19 protein-coding genes are annotated in these 24,844 nt (G+C 53.1%); 6 read left to right on the forward strand and 13 right to left on the reverse strand.

Going from position 1 to position 24,844, the window contains the following annotated elements; translation table 11 throughout:
* Nucleotides 1-168: 168 nt before the first annotated feature.
* Nucleotides 169-2,562 (reverse strand): GH36-type glycosyl hydrolase domain-containing protein, encoded by a 2,394-nt coding sequence (locus J2Z70_RS17150; RefSeq protein WP_209875260.1) that lies wholly within the window; start codon nucleotides 2,560-2,562, stop codon nucleotides 169-171.
* A gap of 170 nt (nucleotides 2,563-2,732) precedes the next feature.
* Between J2Z70_RS17150 and J2Z70_RS17155 the strand changes: the two genes are divergently transcribed.
* Nucleotides 2,733-3,710: a DUF4003 family protein gene (locus J2Z70_RS17155; RefSeq protein ID WP_209875262.1), complete on the forward strand. Its 978-nt coding sequence runs from the start codon at nucleotides 2,733-2,735 to the stop codon at nucleotides 3,708-3,710.
* 53 nt (nucleotides 3,711-3,763) lie between these two features.
* On the opposite strand, the gene J2Z70_RS17160 is transcribed toward J2Z70_RS17155, so the two are convergent.
* Entirely contained in the window at nucleotides 3,764-4,177 is a 414-nt protein-coding gene (locus tag J2Z70_RS17160; protein WP_209875264.1) for a GNAT family N-acetyltransferase, read from the reverse strand.
* 494 nt (nucleotides 4,178-4,671) lie between these two features.
* Entirely contained in the window at nucleotides 4,672-6,051 is a 1,380-nt protein-coding gene (locus tag J2Z70_RS17165; RefSeq protein WP_209875266.1) for an amino acid permease, read from the reverse strand.
* Nucleotides 6,052-6,283: 232 nt separating this feature from the next.
* On the opposite strand from J2Z70_RS17165, the gene J2Z70_RS17170 reads away from it, so the two are divergent.
* Both J2Z70_RS17170 and J2Z70_RS17175 read left to right on the forward strand, forming a co-directional pair.
* A complete protein-coding gene (locus J2Z70_RS17170) occupies nucleotides 6,284-8,059 on the forward strand; it encodes an ABC transporter ATP-binding protein (RefSeq protein ID WP_036730671.1) in 1,776 nt (591 codons plus the stop codon).
* Nucleotides 8,046-9,821 (forward strand): ABC transporter ATP-binding protein, encoded by a 1,776-nt coding sequence (locus J2Z70_RS17175; protein WP_036730682.1) that lies wholly within the window; start codon nucleotides 8,046-8,048, stop codon nucleotides 9,819-9,821. Before J2Z70_RS17170 ends, J2Z70_RS17175 begins: the two co-directional genes overlap by 14 nt.
* 626 nt (nucleotides 9,822-10,447) lie before the next feature.
* Here the strand turns inward: J2Z70_RS17175 and J2Z70_RS17180 are convergent.
* Nucleotides 10,448-11,101 (reverse strand): GNAT family N-acetyltransferase, encoded by a 654-nt coding sequence (locus J2Z70_RS17180; protein WP_245368323.1) that lies wholly within the window; start codon nucleotides 11,099-11,101, stop codon nucleotides 10,448-10,450.
* A 30-nt stretch (nucleotides 11,102-11,131) separates the two neighbouring features.
* Nucleotides 11,132-12,049 (reverse strand): AraC family transcriptional regulator, encoded by a 918-nt coding sequence (locus tag J2Z70_RS17185; RefSeq protein ID WP_209875270.1) that lies wholly within the window; start codon nucleotides 12,047-12,049, stop codon nucleotides 11,132-11,134.
* A 66-nt stretch (nucleotides 12,050-12,115) separates the two neighbouring features.
* On the opposite strand from J2Z70_RS17185, the gene J2Z70_RS17190 reads away from it, so the two are divergent.
* Together J2Z70_RS17190 and J2Z70_RS17195 are read left to right on the forward strand one after the other, a co-directional pair.
* The gene (locus J2Z70_RS17190; protein WP_209875271.1) at nucleotides 12,116-12,670 is read left to right on the forward strand and encodes a histidine phosphatase family protein; all 555 of its coding nucleotides are present in this window, start codon (nucleotides 12,116-12,118) and stop codon (nucleotides 12,668-12,670) included.
* 315 nt (nucleotides 12,671-12,985) lie between these two features.
* Nucleotides 12,986-13,516: a ClbS/DfsB family four-helix bundle protein gene (locus J2Z70_RS17195; protein WP_209875272.1), complete on the forward strand. Its 531-nt coding sequence runs from the start codon at nucleotides 12,986-12,988 to the stop codon at nucleotides 13,514-13,516.
* 54 nt (nucleotides 13,517-13,570) lie between these two features.
* On the opposite strand, the gene J2Z70_RS17200 is transcribed toward J2Z70_RS17195, so the two are convergent.
* The 7 genes from J2Z70_RS17200 to J2Z70_RS17230 form a co-directional block, all read right to left on the reverse strand.
* Nucleotides 13,571-13,819 (reverse strand): hypothetical protein, encoded by a 249-nt coding sequence (locus J2Z70_RS17200; protein ID WP_036730691.1) that lies wholly within the window; start codon nucleotides 13,817-13,819, stop codon nucleotides 13,571-13,573.
* Nucleotides 13,809-15,374: a glycosyltransferase family 39 protein gene (locus tag J2Z70_RS17205; protein WP_209875273.1), complete on the reverse strand. Its 1,566-nt coding sequence runs from the start codon at nucleotides 15,372-15,374 to the stop codon at nucleotides 13,809-13,811. Before J2Z70_RS17205 ends, J2Z70_RS17200 begins: the two co-directional genes overlap by 11 nt.
* A 228-nt stretch (nucleotides 15,375-15,602) precedes the next feature.
* Nucleotides 15,603-16,463 (reverse strand): formylglycine-generating enzyme family protein, encoded by an 861-nt coding sequence (locus J2Z70_RS17210; RefSeq protein WP_209875281.1) that lies wholly within the window; start codon nucleotides 16,461-16,463, stop codon nucleotides 15,603-15,605.
* Between the two features lie 166 nt (nucleotides 16,464-16,629).
* Nucleotides 16,630-17,253, reverse strand: coding sequence for a glycoside hydrolase family 11 protein (locus tag J2Z70_RS17215; RefSeq protein WP_209875283.1), 624 nt, complete (start codon nucleotides 17,251-17,253; stop codon nucleotides 16,630-16,632).
* Between the two features lie 276 nt (nucleotides 17,254-17,529).
* Nucleotides 17,530-17,733, reverse strand: a complete 204-nt coding sequence (locus J2Z70_RS17220; RefSeq protein WP_209875285.1) for a hypothetical protein — start codon at nucleotides 17,731-17,733, stop codon at nucleotides 17,530-17,532.
* A 263-nt stretch (nucleotides 17,734-17,996) separates the two neighbouring features.
* Nucleotides 17,997-19,037, reverse strand: coding sequence for an NAD(P)-dependent alcohol dehydrogenase (locus J2Z70_RS17225; RefSeq protein ID WP_209875287.1), 1,041 nt, complete (start codon nucleotides 19,035-19,037; stop codon nucleotides 17,997-17,999).
* A gap of 203 nt (nucleotides 19,038-19,240) precedes the next feature.
* The gene (locus J2Z70_RS17230; protein WP_209875289.1) at nucleotides 19,241-20,368 is read right to left on the reverse strand and encodes an ROK family transcriptional regulator; all 1,128 of its coding nucleotides are present in this window, start codon (nucleotides 20,366-20,368) and stop codon (nucleotides 19,241-19,243) included.
* 464 nt (nucleotides 20,369-20,832) lie between these two features.
* On the opposite strand from J2Z70_RS17230, the gene J2Z70_RS17235 reads away from it, so the two are divergent.
* Nucleotides 20,833-21,288, forward strand: a complete 456-nt coding sequence (locus tag J2Z70_RS17235; RefSeq protein WP_209875291.1) for a GNAT family N-acetyltransferase — start codon at nucleotides 20,833-20,835, stop codon at nucleotides 21,286-21,288.
* Here J2Z70_RS17235 and J2Z70_RS17240 read toward each other — a convergent pair.
* Nucleotides 21,283-24,645: a HEAT repeat domain-containing protein gene (locus tag J2Z70_RS17240; RefSeq protein ID WP_245368311.1), complete on the reverse strand. Its 3,363-nt coding sequence runs from the start codon at nucleotides 24,643-24,645 to the stop codon at nucleotides 21,283-21,285. The two genes, J2Z70_RS17235 and J2Z70_RS17240, sit on opposite strands and share 6 nt — an antisense overlap.
* Between the last annotated feature and the right edge of the window lie 199 nt (nucleotides 24,646-24,844).

Here is a 24,844-nt window from a genome sequence, read left to right on the forward strand (position 1 = left end):
CTACAATTAGAAGAGGAAGTTCACCCGTTTCACTGTTTTTAGTTGCGCAGAATACACTTATCCCCGTTTTTTCGCTACGAAGGCAGCTTCTTACCTTACCGCTTTTATGGAATGAAATCACTTGTTAAATTCTGATGGTCTACTACCAGCAGCCGATATTATTTACGCTCATCGTCGGGCAGCCCCAGCCGGAATCTTAACCAGCACCTGATACTGCTTACCCGATTTCAGTTCCTTCAGAACACCATCTTCCACAAGCTGTCCGTCCAGATATACCTCGATTGCCGCTACGCCGGACTCACGCTTCATCTCAATCTGCAGCTCAGCGCCTCTGAAGCTGCGCTTCACGGTGGCCTCCTGCCAGCCGGAAGGAAGCTGCGGCTTCACCTGCAGCCCTTCCCGGTTCCCTTGCAGCCCGAACAATCCGTCGATCAGACAGCGGTATACCCAGGGAACGGTTCCGGTATTGAACAGATGGCTGGAGCGTCCGGCAGTCTGCGGGAATTGCTTATACGCGCCCCGGTAATAATTAGGAATGAACACCGGGAGCTGGCCCCGCCGGATGATATCCTCGATATCGGGCCCGGGGAGCATTTTACGCAGCAGACGGTACGCGTGGTCCTGCTCACCCACCGCATACAAGCCATAGATATAGAAGGCTGCGGCATGGTTATAGACTGCGCCGTTCTCGGCTGTCCCCGGATGCTTCTGGGTGACCCGGCCCACATCCTCGCGCATGGCGGTATAGGACGGGGCGAGCTTTTCCACTCCATACGGGGTCTCCAGCTGTTCATGGACCGACTTCATCAGCTTCGCCCGCTTCTCCTCATCGGCCGCACCGCTGAGCAGCGCCCAGCCCTGGGGATTAATGAAGATCCGGCCTTCCTTGTCGCTGCTGATTCCGAACACTACATTGTCATCAGTAATTCCCCGCGCATACCACTCGCCATCCCAGAAGTATTGATTGACGAGCGCATTGGTCTCCTTCGCCGCATGACGGAAGGTCTTGGCGATATCCGTACGGCCGCTCCGCTCACAAATATCCGCCCAGACCATACACGCATACGCGGTAGCGATGGTCAGCCAGCCGGACACGCCTTGCCCCCGGTACCCTACCATATTCATCGGGTCGCACCAGTCCCCCTGATTGATATAGTTCAGGCCGCGCTCATCCCGCTCATGCAGCAGCCACTGCACCGCCCGGTCGATATGCTCATGCACAGGTCCTGTCTCCAGGCCGCCCGCATACGATACTTCCTCATCCAGAATGCTGTAATCATCGGTCTCATCCAGATAGGTACTGAGGCAAATCGGCAGCCAGACACAATGGTCTGTATGCGGAACCTGATTGATATATTTCAGTTCAGCCGCTTCATGCAAAATAATGCCGTCCGGCATCGCTCCGCTGGCCTCCTGCTGGCTTAAGGCCGTCAGGAACGCTTCTCTTGCCGTCTGCGGCTTAAGATAGCTCATCCCCATATTATCCTGCAGATAATTCCGGGTCTGCGGGTCGGTCGTCAGGCGGTTGGTCTGCCCGTGATAGTACATCTGCCGGGGCAGCCAGTGGTTGACCAGATTGTCGAGGTCCGCATCCGGGGTGGAGATCTCAATGCTCCCTCTGCCTTCCGCAATGTACTGCGCATATTCCCGCTCGGCGCGCACGAATCCGTCCTCGCCCGCCGCATCGGTATCCAGGAACAGCTTCCGGCGGATCTCCGCGATTCTCTGCTCACTCCGGGCCGGGCCGAAGACGAAGCGGTATTCACGTTCTTCCCCCGCAGCCAGATCCAGACTGTATTGCAGGGCGGCAACCGGGGTCTCATAACGGGCTTCGCCTTGCGCCAGCCGTTCGCTCTTAAGCGCGGACGGCGAGCCGATTCCGCCTTCGCCCTCGAAGGCTTCCTGATTCACTTCCCAGGAGGCCGGGGCATGGTCGGCCAGCAGGAAGGTTTTGTCCTTCAGATGCTTGATTTTGGCGTAATCCTGATATTTCTGATAAGGTGTGACCGCTGTAGCCACGATTCCCTGCAAGGCTTCCTTATACTCGCCGGATTGATTCATCCATGACATGTAGCCGATGGTGAAGTAGGGATAGATGCTGATCCTCCGCCGCGCCGCAGACAGATTGGTCACCTTCACCCGCCACAGCTCCATCGGGTCATCCTTTGGCAGGCTTAGCGTCATCTCTATCGCGATTCCGTTCTTCTCGATGGTCCATACAATATTATGTTTACCCACCGCAAAAGTGTAATGATCCGGAGGGGTGCGGACAGGCTCATAAGGGGCTGAGAACAGCTCTCCGTTCTCCTCATCCTTGACATAGACGAAGCGGCCGGGGTGATGGGCATAATAAGGCTGCTCCGGCTGCATGAACGTCTTGGCCTCCAGATTCGGCGCATAGGAGTACTTGGCCGGCTCCGGCTGCATGAACTGGGCTACCGCATAGCCCCGGCAGTTCATATGAATCATCATCTGTTCATTCCACAGAAACCCCGAAGCCTTGGGGAGAATGGTGGGACTGGACAGCTCATAATATTCGTTATCTTCAGATGCTCTGATCATTCTCTTGCCTCTCTTTCCGGAATAAATATCCATCATTCTAGTAATCTTTATTCAAGAATACGCTCTCATAGGTTTGGGGGCAAGTCTGCGGGAAGAGATTCAATTTCATCGTTTTGGTTTTTATAGTAGAATAAACCCAAATAACTACCACTAGATGAGAGGTGCATCATATGAAGCAATCATACATAGCCAGGCTTGAATTATTCGTAACTAACGCCCAGCAGATCAAACAGGAATTCCCTTGGCAAAATGCCTCCGTGAACCGGCTGGCAGCCTTGCTCTACGCAGTGGAGGACAAGATGGCCAATGTGCAGGCGATCCGCCTGTACCATGAGATGGTCAAGGATAACACCCGGGGCTTCTCCTCTTTCCGTGGAACCTCAGCCATCTGTATTGCAGCGCTGCTCTCCCTGTCTCCCCAGCCGCAGCAGCAGCTTGCAAATACGCTGGCTGTATATGATTTGCTCAAGGAACGCAAATTCCGGGCCTCCGACTACCTGGTCATTGCCGCCTATCAGATCGCTGCCCATACTCCGTACGATCAATATGCCGCAGCCATAGACCGCACCCAGGCGTTCTACGAGGGGATGCGGTCGAAGCACCGTTTCCTGACCGGACGGGATGACTACATCTTCGCTGCCATGCTCGGGCTCTCCGATATCCCTGTAGAGCAAGGACTGGAGCAGCTGGAACAGCTCTATGTTACGCTCAAGCCCGAGTTCTTCTCCGGCAACAGTGTTCAGGCGCTGACACAGGTGCTGGTGCTAGGCGGCGGGGATCTTGCGAGCCGGGTGCTTAGTCTGCGTGAGGCGTTCCGGGCACGGGATATCCGGCTGGATAAGGAGTATACACTCTCGTCCCTTGGCATCCTGTCCCTGATCCCCTACGAACAGCAGCAGCTGGTAAGCGATGTCTCGGATACCTATGAGTTCCTGCGCCCGCAGAAGGGCTTCGGCGGCTGGTCGATCAACAAGCAGGAGCTGCTCCTGCTGTCTGCCGCACTCGTCTCCTATCAATATGTCGATGATGTCAGAAACGGCATCATTGAATCCACGCTGTCTACCAGCCTGACCAACATCATCATTGCCCAGCAGACAGCGATTGCTGTAGCTGCGGCCTCTGCTGCGGCGGCGGCAGCTTCGTCTTAGGAATTGACATACAAAAGGCTTCCGGAGCGTAGTTTGCTTCGGAAGCCTTTTTATTAACGATACATTTGGATATACCACATCTTGAAGCCATGCCGCTCATAAAATCCGACACTTCGTTTCCAATCCAAATTAGAAGAACCTACGAGTGCATGAGCTACACCGTGTAGCTCAGCTTCACTTATGATTTTGTCCACCAACTGATGACCTGCTCCATCTGCCCTGTACTCTGGATGGACGTATACTTCATAAATCTCTAGAAATAAAGCGTTATTAGGGAATACCGAATACTGGGATGTTTGAATGGCTCCATGAGTATATCCAATGACCCGTCCATGCTTCTCGGCAATCCAGAAATAATCCCCTATACGCTGAGCAATCTTGTCAGTGTTCGATGCTGGATAAGCGAAAGTAACCGCTTCTTTTGCCCACATCTCAGATAATTCAGCTACCTGAGGAACATCCTCCATGGTACATTTCCTTATCGTTACCATCATTCACCCTCCAGTGATTAATACTACAGCAATCCATATGCTTCTTATGCTTATCAATTCATTATGTTAATGGTGGTGTATATTCGTCAAAAAGGAACAAATCCCCTCCCCTCTCTAAGTTTCAAACTTTATCCTGGTAGCATGCGTCCTCAATAGTTGGATTTCCGGCACTTGTTGATGAGCCATTTCCAGGGTGACGGAAGTTAGTTGGATTTATGACACTTAATTCTGCCCTATTTGCAATGTTACCTGTATTCGGCTGGAGTAGGTGTATAATTTCCAACTAAACTTCCCCAAACAACGATTTTTCTATAATTAGATGACGTTTATCCACTTATTTATTATGTTCAGTTACTACAGCCACTCCACTGTTTGATTCATACGCCCCGGTTACAGGCGGCCTCCTAACGCTCAAATTAAAGAGCATGTCCCGCACTTGCCGGAGACATGCTCTGTTCGTTATAACAACCCTACACTTCCTCCCCATCCCCGGGCACCCGGCGTTTACCAATTCCAAACGCATAGTACCCCGCCACAACAATAGCCAGGAACGACGCGCCGACGATCAGCGACAGATGGGTATCCGGGTTGAACCACATGCCGATGATGACCAGCGACAGGAAGATAATGATAATATAGTTACTGACCGGGAAAAAGCGGGACTTGAACGGATGGGTGGCCATCTCGCCTGCCCACCGCTCTCTGAATCTGAACTGGCTGAAGGCCAGGGCGAACCACGGGATCATTCCCGGAAGCACGCTGGCACTGTAAATATAGAGAAACAGCTTGGAGTCCGGTATCAGATAGTTGAACAGCACGCCGACCAGCAGCAGGGAGATCGTTGTAATAATACTGTTGCGGGGCACTCCGCTGGCCGAGACTCTGCCAAAGAACTTCGGAGCCTGTCCGTTCTGGGCAAGGGTGTAGAGCATTCTACCCGCACTGTAGATCCCGCTGTTGCAGCCCGACATGGCCGCTGTCAGCACCACGAAGTTGATAATGCCGGCCGCAGCGACAATCCCTACCTTGGCGAAGGTCAACACAAACGGACTGCCGATCTCGCCGATCTCATTCCACGGATAGATGGTCACAATGATGAAGATGGCCCCCACGTAGAAAATCAGAATGCGCCAGATGATATTCTTGATCGCTTTTCGCAGCGTTTGCTTCGGATTCTCCGCTTCCCCTGCCGTAATCCCCACCAGCTCAATCCCCTGATAGGCCGCCGTGACAATGCAGAGCGCGAACAGGAAGCCCTTCAGCCCTCCGGCAAAAAAACCGCCATGGCTATACAGATTGGACAGTCCGAGCGGCTGCCCGCCATTCCCGAGACCGAAGAAAATCACCCCGGTGCCGATCACCAGCATGACCACAATGGCAACCACCTTGATCATCGCAAACCAGAATTCAAACTCCCCGTATAGCTTCACCGCCGCCAGATTGGCTGCTGCAATGATGCCCACCCCGATCAGCGCCGGAATCCACTGCGGGATATCCGGGAACCAGTACCCGACATAGATTCCAATTGCCGTAACCTCGGCCATGCCGACCGTCACCCATAGGAACCAATAGCTCCAAGCGGTCAGGAAGCCGGCCAGCGGGCTGATATATTTGTGGGCAAAAGTGGCGAACGAACCAGTCACCGGCTCCACCACCAGCATCTCCCCCATAATCCGCATCACAAAAAACATAATGATTCCTGCCAAAAGATACGCTAGCAGCACGGAAGGCCCCGCCCACTTAATCGTGCTTGCCGAGCCCATGAATAATCCCACGCCAATCGTGCCGCCCAGTGCGATCAGCTCGATATGCCGCGGCTTAAGTCCTCTGGTTAACTGTTTGGATTCCAAGCGTAATGCTCCCCCTCATATGTACATCTGTACACCTCACATGTACTCAACGCAAACTATCATAATATGCATCCATCATTGTAAGCTGTGATATACATTAACGCAATGCAGAATTACTCCATTATAAAGTTCAAGCTTTTGTAAAAAGAAATTATTCGTATCCCTATACATTTTGGTTCATAGTGTTATAATCACTTTGTTTATCACAAGACAACAGGAAACAGGTGATCAGATGTTTGAAATCAAATGGCTGTGGCAGAACCTGGAGGGCAACCGGGCGCGGTATATCGTGGCGCTCTGCCTCTCGGTCGTGGGCTCAAGTCTTACGATTGTGAACCCCTACATCAGCCAGCGCATTGTCGATACGTTCATTGCCGGTGACCACGCAGGAGCGAATCTCGCTACAGGACGCGGGCTGCTCATTGCGCTTTGCCTGGGCATGATCGGCTTCTCCCTGCTACGTACAGGGCTGGCATACTTCACGACCATGCAGTACGAAATTTCTTCACAGAATATGATGTACAATATCCGGATTTATCTGTACAACAAGATTCAGGGCCAGGACCGGGAATATTATGACCGCAACCGCACCGGGGACCTGATGACCAAAATGACGGGGGATCTGGATATGGTCCGCCACTCAATGGCGTGGATTTTCAAGACGATCATTGAATCGCTTACGATTTTTCTTGCAGCCGTCATTTATTTCCTCACGATTGATGTGAAGCTGACGCTGTGGATGCTGATCCTGTCACCGCCGATTTTTGTGGTGGCCTTTATCTTCGCCAAGAAAGTGCGCCCGATGTACATCGACCTGCGCGAGCGGCTGTCCCAGCTCAATACGACGACACAGGAGAATATCTCAGGGAACCGTGTGGTGAAGGCTTTTGCCCGTGAGGAGTTCGAGATTGCCAAGTTCACGGAGAAGAATGTCAACTACGCGGTGGCCAATAAAAAAGCAGCCCTCGTCTGGCTCGACTACTTCCCTTATCTGGAGACCTTCGCTCAAGGCTTCAACGTTGTGCTGATGCTGGCCGGCGGTTACTACGTGATGGAGGGGCGGATTACCTTCGGTGAGTTCACGGCGTTCTCCTCGCTGATCTGGGCCGTCTCGAACCCCATGCGCAATATCGGAATAATTATTAATGATATTCAGCGTTTCTTTGCCAGCTTATCCAAAATTGTAGACATCTATTACGCCCGTCCGGCGATTGCCAATGACCATAACCCGGTGGAGCGCCGCCGCTATGAGGGACGGATTGAATTCGACCATGTCCGGTTTAAATATGATAACGCTACCGTGCTGGATGATGTGAGCTTCACGATAGCCCCCGGCGAGACCATTGCGATCATGGGGGCCACCGGCTCCGGCAAAACCTCCCTCATCAATCTCATTCCACGTTTCTATGATGTGGCTGGCGGGCGAGTGCTGGTAGACGGCAGAGATGTCCGGGAGCTGGAGCTGGATGAGCTGCGGGGGAATATCGGGATGGCTACGCAGGATGTGCTGCTGTTCTCCGATACCATTGACGGCAACATCGCTTACGGCGATCCCGATCTGCCTGAGGAGGATGCGAAGGCTTACGCGGCTCTTGCCGCTGCCCATGATTTCATTGTCAAAATGCCTGAAGGCTACGATACCGTAGTGGGGGAACGCGGTGTCGGATTGTCCGGGGGTCAAAAGCAACGTATCGCGCTGGCCCGCGCCTTGGCGGTCCAACGTCCGATTCTGATTCTGGATGATACGACCTCTGCGGTCGATCTGGAGACGGAGGAGCATATTCAGCGCAGCCTGCGTGAGCTGGAGTATCCCTGCACGAAAATCATCATTGCGCAGCGGGTATCCACTACCGCCCAGGCTGACCGCATTCTGATTCTGGAGGGCGGGCGTTTGATTGAGGAAGGGACCCATGCCGAGCTGCTGGCGAAGCGGGGGTATTACTATGATGTATTCATGCTTCAGAACGAGGGTATTGGAAGGCAGGTGACCGAAAGTGGCCAGAAATAAATTCGATGTTGATGAGAATCTGGAATCGCCGTTCAATATCAAGCATTTCCGGCGGGCCATGGTCTATATCAGACGCAAGAAGAAGCCGATGCTTATCGCGTTCGCGCTTAGCGCATTGTCGGCGGCGATTGCCCTGTCGGCTCCGCTGATCATGCAGCATGTCGTGGATGTGACGATTCCGGCCAAAGACATGGGAGCGCTGGCGGGCTGGTCCCTGCTGATGCTGGCAACCATCGTGGTCAGCGTCATTCTGGCTACGATCCGCTCGCGAATTATGACGAGCGTCGGACAGGATATTATCTTCGATATCCGCACCGACCTGTTCAAGCATCTACAGGAGCTGCCCTTCAAATATTATGACGACCGGCCGCAGGGCAAAATCCTGATCCGGGTCGTGAACTACGTCAACGGGGTCTCCGATGTGTTGTCGAACGGAATTATCAACTTCATTCTGGAAATCGTGAACCTGATCTTCATCGCCGTGTTCATGTTCGCCGTGGATGTGCGGCTCTCCTTCATCATTCTGGCCGGACTGCCGGTGTTCCTCGGCGTCATGCTGCTGATCAAGACCCGGCAGCGCCGGGCCTGGCAGGCGGTATCGAACAAAAGCTCCAACCTGAATGCCTATCTGCAGGAGAGCATCAGCGGCATCGGCGTCACCCAGATGTTCTCGCGGGAGACGCGCAATGAAGGCATCTTCACCCGTCTGGCCGGCAACTTCCGCACGGCCTGGATGAAGGCGCTGCGTTACAACATTCTGATTCCGTTCAGTGTCGATAACCTGTCTACCATTGTTACGGCTATGATCTTCCTGGTCGGCCTGCTGACTCTGGACCCGCAGAACATGACGCTGGGCGTCATTCTCGCCATGAGCAGCTATGCGGCCCGCTTCTGGCAGCCGATCCTGAATCTATCGAACCTGTACAATAACTTCATTAATGCGGTGGCTTATCTGGAGCGGATCTTCGAGACGCTGGATGAGCCGGTAACGGTCAGCGATATCCCCGGTGCGAAGGCGCTCCCGCCGGTTCAGGGCCGGGTGACGTTCGATGATGTCACCTTCGCCTACGATCCGGGCCTGAATATCCTGGAGAATATCTCCTTCGATGTGGCAGCGGGAGAGAGCGTGGCTCTGGTCGGTCCGACCGGTGCGGGCAAGACCACCGTCGTCAACCTGATCTCGCGCTTCTATAACCTGACTGGCGGACGCATTCTGATTGACGGGCAGGATATCTCGCAGATCACGCTGAAATCGCTGCGCAGCCAGATGGGGATCATGCTGCAGGACAGCTTCATTTTCTCGGGAACCATTCTGGATAATATCCGCTACGGCAGACCGGATGCGACCGAGGAAGAGGTTATCGCTGCCGCGAAGGCAGTCTGCGCGGACGACTTCATCCGCGAATTCGATCAGGGCTACCAGACTGAGGTGAACGAACGCGGCTCCAAGCTCTCCCAGGGACAGCGGCAGCTGATCTCGTTCGCCAGAACGCTGCTGGCCAACCCGCGGATTCTCATCCTGGATGAGGCTACCTCCTCCATCGATGCACAGACCGAGCGTCTGCTCCAGAAGGGGCTGAACGAGCTATTGAAGGGACGCACCTCGTTCATCATCGCGCACCGCCTGTCTACGGTGAAGAACTGCGACCGGATCATGTATGTCTCGAACAAGGGCATTGCCGAGAGCGGCTCGCATGACGAGCTGATCGCCCGCCGCGGCCTGTACCACCGGCTGTATACTGCGCAGAAGATGGAAGCCTGATGTGCAGTGCAGGATAAGGATATATAGATTGTACTTGTAATTTTCCGTTTTGGGATTGCCGTGACTCCAGAGAATGTTTGGCCCTCCGGCCGCTGTTGTCCCCAGATTTCTTGAATCAATTTGAACCGCTCTTAGCGGTAGAAATCCGGTGACAAAGGCGGACGCTGACGCTCCTACAGTTCCAAAATTCTCCTCCGCCACTTTTCCCTGTCTGTTTATTTTAAGTTCAATTTTTATACACTCAAATAAGAAATCGCCAAAAACCGCAGCAAGGGTTCGCCCCTGTCTGCGGTTTTTGGCGTGCTTGGATGAACCATACAGCACATATTCAGTGAAGAATATGTCCGCATGCACGATCCGTTACCACCTAAGTCTGCTGGTTGCTGGCTTCATCAATTTGTGCAATTAAGCAGCACTCCTGCTGCGATCCATGCGGACTGGAGAGCCGCTATTCCTGTAAATTGCACTATTTTGCGGGCCAGGCGGACTCACATGCACTTAACCAGTCGCTCTTGACTCATTCTAATCACCAACTGGCCTTATAACGGCCTCTCAGTCCGCGGGCGAGCGGTAAAGCTGTCTTTTTCAAAAGATAAGAATTTATATGCTTCGCGCTATCATTATCCTTATCTTTCTCGCTGAAACGGTACCGTCCTTATAAAGGACGGCAATGCCGTTTCCACTTGCAAAATAAGGGCCTCATGGTCCGGTTGTAGAACCTTCATATACTCTTCCCTAAGCATGCTGTAGATCTCCAGATCGACCACTCCCTTGCCGGACCAGAGGGCTGCTTGCCGAAGCATCCCTTCCTTGACATATCCGTTCTTCAGCAGCACCTTCTTGGAAGGCTCATTATTCAGCATCACTTCCGCCTGAATTCTATTCACCTGAGCCTGCTGGAACAGGAATGCTGTCAGCAGCTCAACGGCTTTGGAGGCGAGGCCCTTCCCCCACTGGGCTTCCGCAAGGAAGTAGCCAATGGTGACCATATTGACCCTCTGATTGAAGTCACAGGCTTCAATAATCCCGAGCAGGTGCGTATCGTCTGCTGGGGCGAAGATGCCCCACTTGATCCGCGATCTTTTGCCATAATCCCGTTCATAATGACCGATCATGCTCTTAACTGTAGTCTTATTGTGCTTGGGGATAATCCCGCAATATTCGAACACATGGTCATTGCTGTAAATCTCGAACAGCCCGTCCAGATGCTGCTCCTCAATCTTGCCCAGTACCAGCTCCTCTGACCTTAAGACAGGGAACTGGTCAAACACTATCTCCATCTTCACCCGGGGCACTCCCTTCTCTGATCCTTAAGCGCTTGGCCTAATGGGGACGTACAAATCAACCATGCACTTGCCCTGCGGGTCCTGCGCAGGATCATTCAGACAGAATTCCAGACATGGCCGGTCATCGGCTTCATAGCCGCTGCGAGGTAACCATACGCTGAACATAGTATCGTACGCAAGGACAAATCTATCTACCGTATCATAGTAGGAATACACCGCATACAGCCCGCCGGATAGAGTCTTGTATTCTACCTCCTTCCGGGGGGCTTCCCGTTCGAATCCCTCCGGGAGTGTAACACAAGCATCATAGCGGCAGGCAGACTCTTCCGTAAGTTCCCCGTCGTCCAGTGAGATTCCGATGAACTGCTGATTCGCCGGATGGAACCCTTGCTGAGCTGCCCAGCGGCTTAGCTTGTCCCATGCGTGATATGTGTCCAGATACCTTCCAATATGCCTGACATAAGCGACCTCAACTTCTGCAATTTCTCTAAGTTCTACCATACTGTCCCATGCCCTCCTTAACAGCGGATTACCTTCTGCTTTATTGTAATCCGCCAGGGCGGCCGGCTCTGCCTGCTTATTGCTGAGGACTGACGGGAAATTGCTATGTTTCTGCCCGCTATTCCTGACACTGCTGGGCGTACAGCCGAAATGCCGTTTGAAATGAACGCCCAGCGCAGATACGGATTCGAACCCGCAATTCCCCGAGATTTCCAGAATGGTCAGGTTCGTCTCAGTCAGCAGCGCCCACGCCCGCTCAATGCGCTTCCTGGTTACGAAGGCCATGGGCGTCATGCCCGTGAAGGCTGTAAATATTCTGGTGAAATGATATTTGGAGAAATGGGAGACCTCCGCCAGCTGATCCAGCCGCAGCGGCTGGCTGCTGTGATTTTCTATGTAGGCAATAACCTGCTTAATCCTCTCCCCATACTGCTCCTTCATCGCTGAATCCTCCGTCTCCTTCGTGTTACAATACTGTACAAATATAAATGGATGAGGCGATAGTCAATGGTTACCACTCTCTACTTCGTACGACATGCCCACTCTACTTATTCTACCGATGAATTGAATAGACCTTTATCTGAGAAGGGGCGGGCAGACGCCTGGAGAGTTACCCGACTACTCCTCCATGAGAATATTAATATTCTAATCTCAAGTCCCTATCAACGGGCTATACAGACCATTCAGGGACTCGAGAAACCGCTTGGGACTACGATTGTAATCGAAGATGATTTTAAAGAAAGAGTGTTGTCTGCAGAACCTGTAACCGACTTCGGGCAGGCAATGACCAAGGTATGGGAGGACTTCTCCTTCGCTTGGCCGGGAGGAGAATCCAATCTAGTTGCCCAGAATAGGGGCGTACAAGCACTCTATAAAGTTTTGCAGCAATATAAAGGAAATTCGATCGCTATCGGAACTCACGGTAATATGATGGTCCTGATCATGAATGCTCTGGATAAGCGTTATGATTTTAGCTTCTGGAAGCAGTTAGAAATGCCCGACATCTATAAGCTAAGCTTCCATGAGGACAAGCTTGTGGGCGTGCAACGTATTTGGCGCTAGTAAGGTGCGAAGGTAGCGTGCATAAATGCACTCTGTACAACTAAATCGTCTGATTTACAACCAAATATCCGTTTAGCTGCATTTCGTACAATTAAATTTTCATCTGTACCGGGATTCTCACCATTGGGGCAGATTTAGTTGTACAGACTACAGCTAGAAGAGGAAAAGTCTCCTTTTCACGCTTTTTAATTGTATAAAATACAGCTATCACTGAAAATCGGCTTCAATGTTACTCTTAGTTTCTAAATGCGCGGGTAAACTGGACAGACTGTTGTCACAACCCTGTGGTATAACCAGAGGAAAGGAGTGATTGTTATGGCAAGCTATGAATACTCGTCCCGACAGGAGCTGATAGACACGATCCATAATCTGTACCTGCTCTTGGATGCCGAGTATGACGGAATTAACAATACATATAAGGATACGCGAATTCCCGAGGTGGATAAAACCCCGGCCGAGATCATCGCTTATCAGCTGGGTTGGCTGGAGTTGGTGCGGAGCTGGGAGAAGGATGAGCTGGCGGAACGAACAGTCCAGATGCCCGCTGTGGATTACAAGTGGAATCAGCTCGGCGGGTTGTATCAGTCCTTCTACAGTAAATATGCGCAGTATTCTCTGCCTGAGTTACGGGAACTCTTCCGGCAAGCCGAGCAGCAGTGGCTGGACTGGATTGGAACATTAACAGAGGAGGAGCTGTTCATCCAAGGCGCGCGTAAGTGGACCGGGACCAAGGAGAACTGGCCGATGGCCCGCTGGATTCACATTAATTCGGCGGCCCCGTTCAAGACCTTTCGGGGAAAGATCCGGAAGTGGAAAAAGCATTGTCCTGAAGGACTGGCAGAGTGAAATAGTGGCAGTATGTCAAAGGGGCACAACAGCTTAGCGTCCACTGCTTCGCAATCATTGCGTGCTGTCTGCCCTCCCGTCTGGCCCCTGCATCCCCCTCCTGCCGGGGCCTTCCCGGTTCATTCCCCTGCTGCCCTCCTTGAAGTTGGTGCCGCCGCCGTTCATGCCGGGGAACCCGCCGGGCCGGGAATTGAAGTCTGCACTGGTAATATTCTGAGCCGTGACTGCTTCGCAGGAAGTGAGCAGCAGCGAACAGCTAAGCATACTAATCATTAAGGTGATGTAATATTTCTTAGTCCGCATGATTAGACCTCCTTGTCCCGGTCAGTAATACATATAAGTCTTGAACACCCAAGTAGGATAAGACAAGCAGCAGCGGATACACAGGGTACAGATACCGGGACTTAATCTCCCAGAGCAGGTAGAACCCGATGAAGCCAAGAATCACCAGAAGGAGCGGGGTCTCCGCGAAGCGCTTAGCCCGCAGTCCCCGGATTAACCGGATCAGAATGAAGACGTACATCAGGAAATTCTGGACATATAAGGCCCACAGCAAGCCGCTCCGATAGGCGGAATCGCCTTGGAACAACCTGCTTGCAGCTGTGGAATAGCTGTAATGGCCCATCACCATGCCGCCCCTTCCTCCGCCGGAGGAGGCTGCTTCATTTCCGATCCCGTAGCGTTCCATCTGATACGTCCCTTCCGTCCAGGTCCAGATCAGCTTTTTATAATACATTTCTGCAAGCCCGGTTAAGGTCGCACCGGAGAGCTTGCTGCGGATAGACGCCTTGAACAGTTCGACACTCTCCGCCTTATTATAGCCGGCTTCCTGTTGGTAGATATTATAGCTCTCCCGGTCATCCCAGAACCCGAGCGTCTCCAGATTAATCCCCATATTCAGCCACATGTACACTGGAGCAGAATTGCTGGACGGCGATTCGTCCACAATGCCTGTTGCCTGAAGCGCCGTATTCTGAATCCAGGCAGGAAGAACCCACAGCAGCAGCGTTACTCCAAGGGCGGCAATGAACTTCTTCGCGCCAATCGCCCGCAGGTTGAGGAGCAGACTGAGAACAATGGCAATCAGGAAGATCATACCTATACTGCGGAAGTAGTTGCCGAGTGTCAGCAGTACTGCCGCGAACAGCATATCCTTCATGGATCTTCTGCGGATGAACCTGACTCCGAAGTAGAGCGCGCTGGTGAGCAGAGCCGTGGCAATTCCATCATTATAGATGAAGTTGCTCATGAACAAAGCCGGAACATAGGTCGCAGCCACAATCAGAAGGCCATAGTTTTTTTTGCGGGCTTGAGGATTCAGCTCTTGGCAGAGCAGATAGATAACCAGCGTGGTGACGAGCGAGAAAAGAATATTGAAGCTTTTGATCACCAGATAATTGTCCGGGAACAGAAGCAGCAGCGTCTTCAGATACAGCACGATGGAGAAGTTAAAAGGGAACATGTACAGGTATCCCCCTGACTGAAAGGAGGAATAGTCCTTGTCATAGAGCATAGCCCAGGCCAGGGATAGCACCGTCTGTGAATCATCTGTAGGCATGCGGCTGAACAGGAAAATAATCACGAGCTGCATGGCACCAGACAACAGCAGAACGGCAGGAATAACCTTCGCCCGGCTATACCCTTCAAGCTTCCGGGAGAGTCTGTACAGCACAAAGCCCAGTACCAGAACAACTACAATCCATAGCAGGAACACAAGCGGCTGCTGCCCTTCCAGCACCGCCCGGTCTCCATACACGGAATAATTATATTTTGCCCGGAACAAGAAGGATGAAGCGATGAACAGCCCAATGAACAAGGCGAGGATGAACGTTATAATTTGCTGGATTTTTTTTACCATGATACCCTCCTGATCGGCAGCGTCCGGCGAGTCTTTCGCATGTGCCTTAATCCATATACGGAGTATACATAGTGAATCTGAATGTAAGTTGAAAGGATGCTGCCTGAGCATAAAAAAACCTCCAGGTCCTCTCCAGCCGCCGCATCCATAGATGCGCTCATGCCGGAAAAGCTTCCCGAAGGCTTGCTGCTTAAACTATTCTGTTCCTGTTGAATACGTAGGGCTGAATCACTTGCCAGCTACAGCCCGAACCACACGAAACCCCTGGTCATTCCCCCGGCTGCTCGGCTCGAATTTGCCGCGGAAGGATACCTCTGTGTTGTTCACCCCGCCGATCCAGCCGCCGCCCTTCACCAGCCGGACCGAGCCGGTCTTGCTATTCGAATCCCCTTCTCCGTACCAGTTCCAGCACCATTCCCTTACGTTGCCTGACATATCGTACAGTCCCAGCTCATTGGGCTGCTTGAGGCCGGTATTTCTCGGCTGGCTATGGTTGTTCTCAATCGCAGGCCAGTTCCAGTCCCCGGTCAGGAATTGATCGCCGGAGTTCCTCCAGTACCAGGCTACCTCCTCCGGGTTGTCGCTTCCGCTATACGGGTTGCTTGTGCTCTTCTGGCCTCCGCCTGCTGCATATTCCCACTCGGCTTCTGTCGGCAGACGGTAACCGTCCGCCCCTTCATTGGCCGTTACAGTCCATTTCATGAAATCCCGCTCACTTGTATTATTCGGATCGACCGTGTTCTTGTCTATCTTATAATAGGGGGCCAGGCCTTCCTTCACACTCCGCTCATTGCAATACTCCACGGCATCATACCAGGTTACGCTCTCTACCGGCAGCTTGTCTCCTTGGAACTGCGAGGGGTTATTCTTCATCACTTCCAGCCATTCTTGCTGGGTAACCTCATATTTACCGATGTAGAAGTCCGGGAGGGTCATCTCTGTCCCGTAATAATTGGATTTCGTATCCTTAAAAGTACCGCCTTCCACCCGCACTAAACGCTCATCAGCGGCAGGCTTCTCCTGCGAGCAGGCACTGGCTATAACCGCGATTGCCATGCACAGAATCAGAATCATTAATGGTTTTCTCATGAATACCTCTCCTTTGGAGCAGATGGGCAAGGTACAGGACTTAAGCGTAGTTCGGTGCGCGAAAATGATAAGGCCGGCAGCTTGTCCACCCGGCCGGCCTTAGCCTGTCAACGATTAGCTGAACTTACGGCACTGCCTGAACAGCAAGTGCCGGTCAGCTTGTCCATTACCACACGGTTACGTTGGAGGAGCCGCTGCTCTGGTAGCCTTCAGTAGCCAGTACCTGGTAAGACCAGCTGCTTCCCAGATTCATGCCTTTGCTCTTCCAGGCATTCACGTGATTGTTGAACGTGATCTGAACATTGCTGCCGATCGGTCTTTTGGATTGTCTTACACTCCAGTACTGAGGGAATGTGGCATTCCCGTCAATCGAAGGAGCATCGTAACGCATTGTGGTGTAGATATCATAGGTACCCCCGTCACTGTTCACAGTGCCTTTGAACTGGCCGGTAGGTCTGTAAGTCCCCCAGCTATCGACCACGTAATATTCAATAAGGGCATTCCGGGTCCATCCGTAGAAGGTCAAATATCCGTTACCGGAAGGTGAAAAGACACCCGCGTTATAATTCACGACCCGGTTCGCCGTGCCGTAGGTCCAGCCTTTACCCACTACGAAGTTCCCGGTGTTATACCAGTTCACACTGTAATTGCCGCCCGATCCGTTAACTGCATTAACAGTTCCGCCGCCATCGGTCCAGTTTTGCCAATAATCTGTTGCGCCTGCTGTCGCTGCGAACGCGCTGAAGCTGAGTGCCGCTGTCATTAATACCGTCAGAAGTTTCTTTTTCATTGTAAATTAATACCTCCCGATTATAATGGTGTTTGCTTGCAGCTTGCTTCTCTCCGTAGAATATAACTTATCCTGATGGTTATCCCATATATTTACTTGTCCTCCTTTCGAGATGATTATATCTAGTAAGCGTTTACATTTCTCTCTGCAAACTAAAGATTAACCCCCAATTTTTATTGATATTATGAAATTTTTGGGTCTAATCGACGGGATCTTTGCTCTCGCGGGAAGCAAGTGGCGGAAATTCGGGAAATTTCGGCAGCGGCGGACTAACATTTACTTCTTCAAGATGCTTTTGCCGAGATCAGGTGCACTAATGCTCTTCATTTGCTCGCCCGCCTCACTTTTGCCGGAAACAGGTGCACTAATGCTCTTCATTTGCTCATCCACCCCACTTTTGCTGAAATCAAGTGCACTAATGCTCTTCATTTGCTCATCCACCCCACTTTTGCTGAAATCAGGTGCACTAATGCTCTTCATTTGCTCATCCACCCCACTTTTGCTGAAATCAGGTGCACTAATGCTCTTCGTAACCTGAGAGTGGACCTTTCAGTTCATCCTCCGGACCACCTTCAGCCCACCAAAGAGATGGGTCCCTTTCTTCCACCTCGTCCCGCCTTCATATCCGCCCAACGCCAAAAAGCCGCCCCGGAACGGGACAGCTCAACACTCAGCTATAGCTCACTTGTCACTACTGTCACTATTCATCCATCGCTACATACTCACCGTTCGCCTGCAGCCGCTTAGCCCATCCGAATAACGGCCTTGACCACATCCTCCTTGTTGTTGATCACGTAATCAAACGCTTGCTGCGTCTCCTCGAAGTCAAATTCGTGGGTGACGATGCCCTTGACGTCAATCTTGCCGTCCGCGATGGCTCCGATGGCCGCCGGATAGAGGTTGCGGTACCGGAAGACCGACTTGATGTCGGCTTCCTTGAACATAATCTGCATGAAGTCAAAGTCGATGATATCCTTGGCGGCGAGGCCGACGAGGACGATGGTTCCGCCTCTTTTGACCAGATAAGGGGTCTGCTTCACCGTATGCTCGCTGCCTGCCGTCTCGATGACCTTATCCACGCCCGCGCCGTCGGTCCATGCCGCAACCGCCTCCAGCACGTCCTCCTGTCTGGCGTTAATCACCCGCGTAGCCCCTAGCCTCATCGCCGCCTCCAACCGCTTCTCAATGATGTCCACCACTACAATCTCCGTAGCCCCGTATGCCTTGCAGGCCAGCAAAGTGACCAGCCCGATACAGCCCGCTCCCAGAATCACCACACGGTCCCCCAGCTTAACGCCGCCCTGTGCCGCAGCATGGAGTCCCACCGCCAGCGGTTCCACCAGCGCCCCCTCCTTCGAAGACACATTATCCGGCAGCTTGAAGGCCATGTTCTCCGGAAAAGCCATATAATCCATCAGACAGCCATGATACGGCGGCGTAGCCAGGAACTGTACATCCGGACACAAATTATACTTGCCGCTCTTGCAGAACTCACATTGTCCGCAGGTCACACCAGGCTCCAGGGCCACCCGGTCCCCCACCTTCAGATGCTTCACGCCAGGGCCAAGCTCCACCACTTCTCCGGCGCATTCATGCCCCAGAATGAAATCTCCGTTCACCACGAAATCGCCGATCCGGCCATGCTCCAGGTAATGCACATCCGAGCCGCAGATGCCGACAACCTCCAGCTTCACAATAACCTCGCCCGCTTGGGCTACAGGCATGCCGATTTCCTTCATTGCCATTTGCTTCAGATCTGTCATATAACAAGCTCTGTTCTTCATCCGTTTCTCCTCCTCAGGGACATTAGGTACTCTTAGTATTAAAATATACTTTTATAAAACTATTTAAATAAGATTATAATCAGATTTAAAGTGAAGTCAACAAAAACTCCCCCAGAGAAGGACAGTGCCGCGATTGCAGCAACGTCCCTCTTCTGGAGGAGCGGGGAAAGCAGATATTGTATTAGGGTAAGATCAACCCGGATCTAGATGCTGTCGATAAACTCCGTCACCAGCTCCAGAGCAGCGCCCACAGCGGTGGCTTCAAGCTTATATTTACAGACCCGCAGGTAGGAGCCGTCCTGTTCGAAGGTGTTCTTACTCGCTGCTAACGCCTGAAGATCATCGATGTATTCCTCCATGTAAGCCCCGGCATAGCCGCCGAGAATCACATCGCAATCGTACAACATCCGCAGGTTATTCACTGTAATGACCAGATAGCCCACATACTCCTGCCAGATGGCCTGCTGCTCCTTCTTGCCCTCTCCCAAGAGCCTGAAGAATTCCACAATACTGCCCCCGGTGCTGTCCGAGAGGAGTCTCGCGGTGCAGTAGGCATCGACGCAGCCCTTCTGCCCGCAGTAGCAGGTCCGGCCTCCAGGCAGAATTGTCATATGCCCGAACTCCCCGCTGCGGTAATTCTGGCCTGCATAGATCTGATTACCTACTATAATGGCACCGCCCACGCTATTGTTAAGGGACAGATAGACCACATTGTGTATGTCCTGCTCTCCCCACAGTTCAGTGAGTCCCGCCGCATTCGCATCATTGCTCAGGACGCAGGGATAAGGGATGTATTCGGCGAACCGCCGGACACTGCCTCCCTTGAAATCTATGACTGTAGCATAGCTCACTGTCTGCCGGTCCCCGGATAGAATCGCGGGCAGCGCAATGCCTACACCGAGAATCTGGCTGCGGTCCAGCTGACAAGCCTCTATGAAATCCTCCACCAGCTTGCCTACTCCCCGGAAGTAAGTCTCTTCATTCGCAAATGGATAATGATTCCTGACATTCTTAATGATCCTGCCGCTCAAGTCAATGACGACAATTCCCACATGATTCAGGGTAACATCCAATCCGACAGCATAACCCGCCACCCTGTTGCAGGCCAACGACTTGGCCTTACGGCCTCCGGTGGATTCATACAGCCCGGTCTCCTCAATCAGCCCGCGTTCCTGCAGCTCCTTGAGATTCTGTGTCACGGTGGGAAGACTTAGACCTAGCGCCTGCGCAATCTCCTGAATGGAAGTGGATTCACGGTGATACAGGTACCGGTAAATGGCGTTCCGGTTCATCTTTTTAACTTCCATACTGTTCAAGCGATGTGTCGCCATTCGAATCCCCCTCACTTTTACAAATGTACTTTATAATTTTATACATATAATATGCAATCACACCCGTTATAGCAATCATTAGCCGCTTTGATTGTGAATAATTTCACGTAAGTGGTTTTATTGTATCAAGAATTGGAAGTCCCGTCATTAATCTTTTGGGACGATGGCCTTAATTCGCCCCTCTTTTCGCAAGTATTCGCATGTTAACGCCGAGGGCTGCCGTGATTGTTGCCAGGCCGGAACAAATAAACGCCATTCCGCCAAACCGGATCAGCCGCTGACGGGTCATCATATCGTTTCATCTCGATTCTTATTTATTCTTAATGCTATAATCCAAGTGGAAGCGGCTTTGCCGTCCTTTTAAAGGACGGTACCGTTTCAGCGAGAAATAGAAGGATAAGTTATCGTGTGCAACATATAAATTCTATATTTTTAAAAAATGGATTAAGGAGAACGCTAACGCTATGAACCCGAACCAGATACAGAACCTTACAGACCAAAATCGAAACCAGACACTCTCCCAAGAACTGCTAGTCATCTGGGAGAACTCTGTGCGGGCTACGCACCTGTTCCTCACCCTTCAGGATATTGAAGACCTGCGTCCCTTGGTTCTGCAAGGGATTGCAGAGATCCAGCATCTGATTATGCATACCCAACCGGAGGGGCATCCCCTCGGCTTCATCGGGATTCAGGATCAGAAGATTGAAATGCTGTTCGTAGATCCGGCAGTCCGGGGAATGGGTATCGGCAAAAGCCTGGTGGACTATGCCATACACCACTTGAACGTGCATTCCGTCGATGTGAATGAAGACAATCCCCAGGCTACCGGATTCTACGAACATTTAGGCTTCCGTGTCTACGCCCGCTCCGAACAGGATGAGCAAGGCAAGCCTTGGCCCATCCTGCATATGCGGTTATAGCATGAACAGCCGGGATTCCCCCGCCGTCCAAATATTCAGCGCCTGTGTGCGGACTGCCGCATGACTGCAATTCCTGTACCACCGCAGCCGTTCAGCGGCTTCCGGGCTCCAGTGCAGCGCATGGCCCGCTGCTTCCAGCAAGGACAGTCCGAGATACGGAGCTTCATAAGACGGTTCTGCCCGCAGCACATCCACAATCTCAAGCAGTGTCTCCGGTGTCCAGTATCCGGCGCTGTTCTCCAGGCTGACGGCAAGCCCGCGGTACAACTCGCTCAAGAGCTGCGGCTGACGGCTGGCCTCCTGCGCGATCTGCTTCACATACCCGGATGCTTCCTCTACGTTACTCCAATCGATTACTGCGATATATAAGGTCAAGACAAGCTCTTGTAAAGTCTCATCACCGGCCAGCGTATCGGCCAGCTCCAGGTACAACGGGGTAAGCTGTACCCTTGTGCTCTTAGGCAGACCGGTTAACTGCTTGATGAGCACCTGCAGGCGCTGCCGGTGCGGCAGGTCTCTGTCCGCTGCTGCATTCCATTCCTGTGTCATGGGCGTTGACGCCAGCTGCCGGCAGATCCCTGCCACAACCGCATTCACTTTGCCGTCCCGGGCGGCTTCAATCAGTGTCATCATCGCAAACTCCCAGCTGGAGCTGTCCTTCAGACCCGCAACCGCCTGAGCCGCAGCCGCCGCAACGGTGCCTTCATAACCGCTTGTCCACCACTTCATGGAACTATAAGCCTGGCTGCTGACGGATACATCCGGGTGATCGGCAATGGCTATGATTAAGTCCAGATAGCGCGGTCTGTAGGCAAGCGGAAGTGCATCAGGCTGTCGGGACAACAAACTCACTGCGATATCACGCTCTGGAGAAGCCGCGATGGCGCGCAGCACCTCCCAGCTGCGTTCATCGTCCAGCAGCCCTCTGGCAGCATGCCCTATAGCAATCACCACATCCTTATGCACAGCAGGCTTCGTGAATTCATTCAACAGCAGCGAAAGACTGTCCTCACTTCTATACGCACCAAGCAGGCGGATGGCTTCCTTGCGGACGGTGACCTTCAGCTTCTCCCGGCTCAGCAGCGCCTTCAGAGCCTGAGACAACTGCTGCGGACTGACCCGGCGGATGCACCTTGGGATGGAGTACATCGCTATTCGGGCCCGATCACCATCCAGATGCTCCAGCAGCACAGGCAGGGATTTCTCCGGCTCCTCCAGCAGAGACAAGGCATGAAGCGCTGCCTCCGCTACCGCCACCTCTTTGTCCTGTACCAGATCATACAGCCGCTCCGGGTTCACATCCGGCATACTTGCCATGATTCTGATCGCTCTGGAACGCTCAAACAGGCTGTACTTGGGACCAAAGGCAATGGTTCTTAACAGGGCAGCATACACCTCCTGCTGGCGCGGCAGCCAGCGGTAGAATCCGTTCGCAGCCGGAACAGGATAGACCGTTTTGCCCGAGAGGAACTTGCCCTTGATCGCAGCGCCCGACAGATAAGGGTCCAGCCATTCCTGGCGCTTCAGGTGCAGATGCTGAAACACCTCGTGGATCGTGATGTACGATGGATCTGCATTCAGCAGCTCCTTCACCCGTTCATCGCGCGTCTGCAGCGGCTCCAGCCAGAGCCGGGTTGCCCGGATCGCGGTTCCTTCGGTCTTGGCCCTGGTGGCTTCCCGTAAGAGCTGCTGTAGCTTGACGATCCCGTACCCCCTTTTGCCAAAAGAAGTTGCCAGGCTCAGCACCAGGTTGTAATTCTCCCGCTTGCCCGCCTGTGCGGCGTAGGAATAGATACTGTCAAAGATGATCTCCTCCACGCCCCGCGGCATGTTCTTCGCAAGGGACGGCAGCGAGAGCTGCCCGTCCTGCTTCGCCAGCTTCTGGAGCGTGTTCAGCGCGAACTTGAACAGCTCTCCGCCCGGCTCCGCCGCCTGATGGCGCAGAATCGAGAAGGCCAATTGCTGCACAGAATACCTCGTTCCGTAGGAGGTGTCTCTGGCATCAATCACACTGTCTACCAGCGCAGTAAGCGCGGGGATATGGGCAGCCTCGTACACAGACGCCGGACTCTCAGACAGCTCCTTGAACACCGCCCCCCGCACAGGGTCCTGATCATTACGGATGCGTCCTAAGGTCAGCAGTGTAGCCTCCATGCCCTGCCTGGCCAGAACTGTGCTGCGGATCAGCTGCATCAGCGCCGTAGCGCGTTCATCTGCATTCGATACCCGGGTTGCCTGCTCCAGCTGCGCTCTGACCTGAAGAATCGGGCGCGCGGCGGTGATGCGCAGGGTGCTCTCCCGGTTCTCCCTGATCTCGCGCAGGCCCAGCATCCGGGCAGCCTCCCGGTCACGCAGCGCATGCGGCAATACATACAGCAGTCTCTCCGGAAAAACCCGCTCCCGGCGCTTCTCCTCCTCATATGCAGCATCGAAAATCTCCTGGCGCTTAGAAGGCGCAAGATGCTCCAGCAGCCGCGTCACATGATAGGGCTCGTCCGCCAGCAGCCTGGCAAGCTGCGACAATTGGTCCCTGGAGAGGAGCTTCGCCCGCTTGAGCACAGCTTCAGGCACACCATAAGTCATAAGCTCAACACGCGTCTGCGTTCGGATCAGCAGCTCATACACCTCGCCTGGTCTCAGGCGCATCAGTGTGCCGAGATTCGCCTTAAGCGCAGGCGGCAGTGTGTCTGCCGTTCCATGGTTCTCCGCATAGGCCAGCACCAGGTCAGGCTTAAGATTACTCAGATGCTCCATCGCGGAGGAGAACTGCGACCAGACCAGACCCTTAGCCCTTAGCGGGGCCGCTTCCAGCTCTCTGGTGAAATACTCCGCGACCACCTCCAAATGGCGGCTGGACAGCTTTTTCCAATCCTTAATGGCGTACCCCAGCTCAGCAAGCCGCGCGCGGACGGTTGCCGCAGAGCAGGCCTGCAGCACAATCGCTGCCTCCTCCGGGCCCCACCGGGCCTGTACCACCGGCAATAGCCGTTCCGCCACCTCCTGGCGGTTCATCAGGGCTACCGTGCGCAGCAGCTTACGGCGGCAATCCTGTGACAGCTGCGGAAGCTCGCGTTCAATCTCTTCGGCTGAAGCGGCCTTGGGCAGCAGGCCCGCAGCCATATTACGGATACTGGCCATGGGGTGCTTCAGCCCCGCCAGAATCACTGGCGCATCCAGCGTAGCGATCGCCCCCATCAGGGCCAGCCGTGCTTCATAAGCCCCGCCCCCAAGTAAGGAGGTAAGTAGCTGTGAGTATTCCGGGGACCCCAGGTGATCGCGGCCTAGTCGTGTGATTGCTTTGATTCTATCGGAATACCCCAGGGCATCCAGCTCCCCCAGTAAGCGCTCTTTATTCAATGGGTCTCGTCTCCTAGTCATACGTCCTCCTCTTGAATCTGTTCTGACCTCTTCCTTATTTTACAAAAAGCAAGCTTTCACCCGCAACAAGTGGAAACGGCTTTGCCGTCCTTTTAAAGGACGGTACCGTTTCAGCGAGAAATAGAAGGATAATTTATTGAGTGAAACGTATAAATTCTTATATTTCAAACAAAAGGGT

The organism is Paenibacillus silagei, assembly GCF_017874735.1.
Classification (GTDB): domain Bacteria; phylum Bacillota; class Bacilli; order Paenibacillales; family Paenibacillaceae; genus Paenibacillus_AQ; species Paenibacillus_AQ silagei.

What these genes read in the sequence shown, in the direction of transcription:
- J2Z70_RS17190 (WP_209875271.1), top strand. Translation starts at nt 12,116, where the DNA reads ATGGTTACCACTCTCTACTTCGTACGACATGCCCACTCTACTTATTCT.
- J2Z70_RS17155 (WP_209875262.1), top strand. Translation starts at nt 2,733, where the DNA reads ATGAAGCAATCATACATAGCCAGGCTTGAATTATTCGTAACTAACGCC.
- J2Z70_RS17185 (WP_209875270.1), bottom strand. Translation starts at nt 12,049, where the DNA reads ATGAAGGAGCAGTATGGGGAGAGGATTAAGCAGGTTATTGCCTACATA.
- J2Z70_RS17200 (WP_036730691.1), bottom strand. Translation starts at nt 13,819, where the DNA reads ATGCGGACTAAGAAATATTACATCACCTTAATGATTAGTATGCTTAGC.
- J2Z70_RS17220 (WP_209875285.1), bottom strand. Translation starts at nt 17,733, where the DNA reads ATGAAGAGCATTAGTGCACCTGATTTCAGCAAAAGTGGGGTGGATGAG.
- J2Z70_RS17235 (WP_209875291.1), top strand. Translation starts at nt 20,833, where the DNA reads ATGAACCCGAACCAGATACAGAACCTTACAGACCAAAATCGAAACCAG.
- J2Z70_RS17225 (WP_209875287.1), bottom strand. Translation starts at nt 19,037, where the DNA reads ATGAAGAACAGAGCTTGTTATATGACAGATCTGAAGCAAATGGCAATG.
- J2Z70_RS17180 (WP_245368323.1), bottom strand. Translation starts at nt 11,101, where the DNA reads ATGGAGATAGTGTTTGACCAGTTCCCTGTCTTAAGGTCAGAGGAGCTG.
- J2Z70_RS17205 (WP_209875273.1), bottom strand. Translation starts at nt 15,374, where the DNA reads ATGGTAAAAAAAATCCAGCAAATTATAACGTTCATCCTCGCCTTGTTC.
- J2Z70_RS17170 (WP_036730671.1), top strand. Translation starts at nt 6,284, where the DNA reads ATGTTTGAAATCAAATGGCTGTGGCAGAACCTGGAGGGCAACCGGGCG.
- J2Z70_RS17215 (WP_209875283.1), bottom strand. Translation starts at nt 17,253, where the DNA reads ATGAAAAAGAAACTTCTGACGGTATTAATGACAGCGGCACTCAGCTTC.
- J2Z70_RS17160 (WP_209875264.1), bottom strand. Translation starts at nt 4,177, where the DNA reads ATGGAGGATGTTCCTCAGGTAGCTGAATTATCTGAGATGTGGGCAAAA.
- J2Z70_RS17195 (WP_209875272.1), top strand. Translation starts at nt 12,986, where the DNA reads ATGGCAAGCTATGAATACTCGTCCCGACAGGAGCTGATAGACACGATC.
- J2Z70_RS17210 (WP_209875281.1), bottom strand. Translation starts at nt 16,463, where the DNA reads ATGAGAAAACCATTAATGATTCTGATTCTGTGCATGGCAATCGCGGTT.
- J2Z70_RS17150 (WP_209875260.1), bottom strand. Translation starts at nt 2,562, where the DNA reads ATGATCAGAGCATCTGAAGATAACGAATATTATGAGCTGTCCAGTCCC.
- J2Z70_RS17230 (WP_209875289.1), bottom strand. Translation starts at nt 20,368, where the DNA reads ATGGCGACACATCGCTTGAACAGTATGGAAGTTAAAAAGATGAACCGG.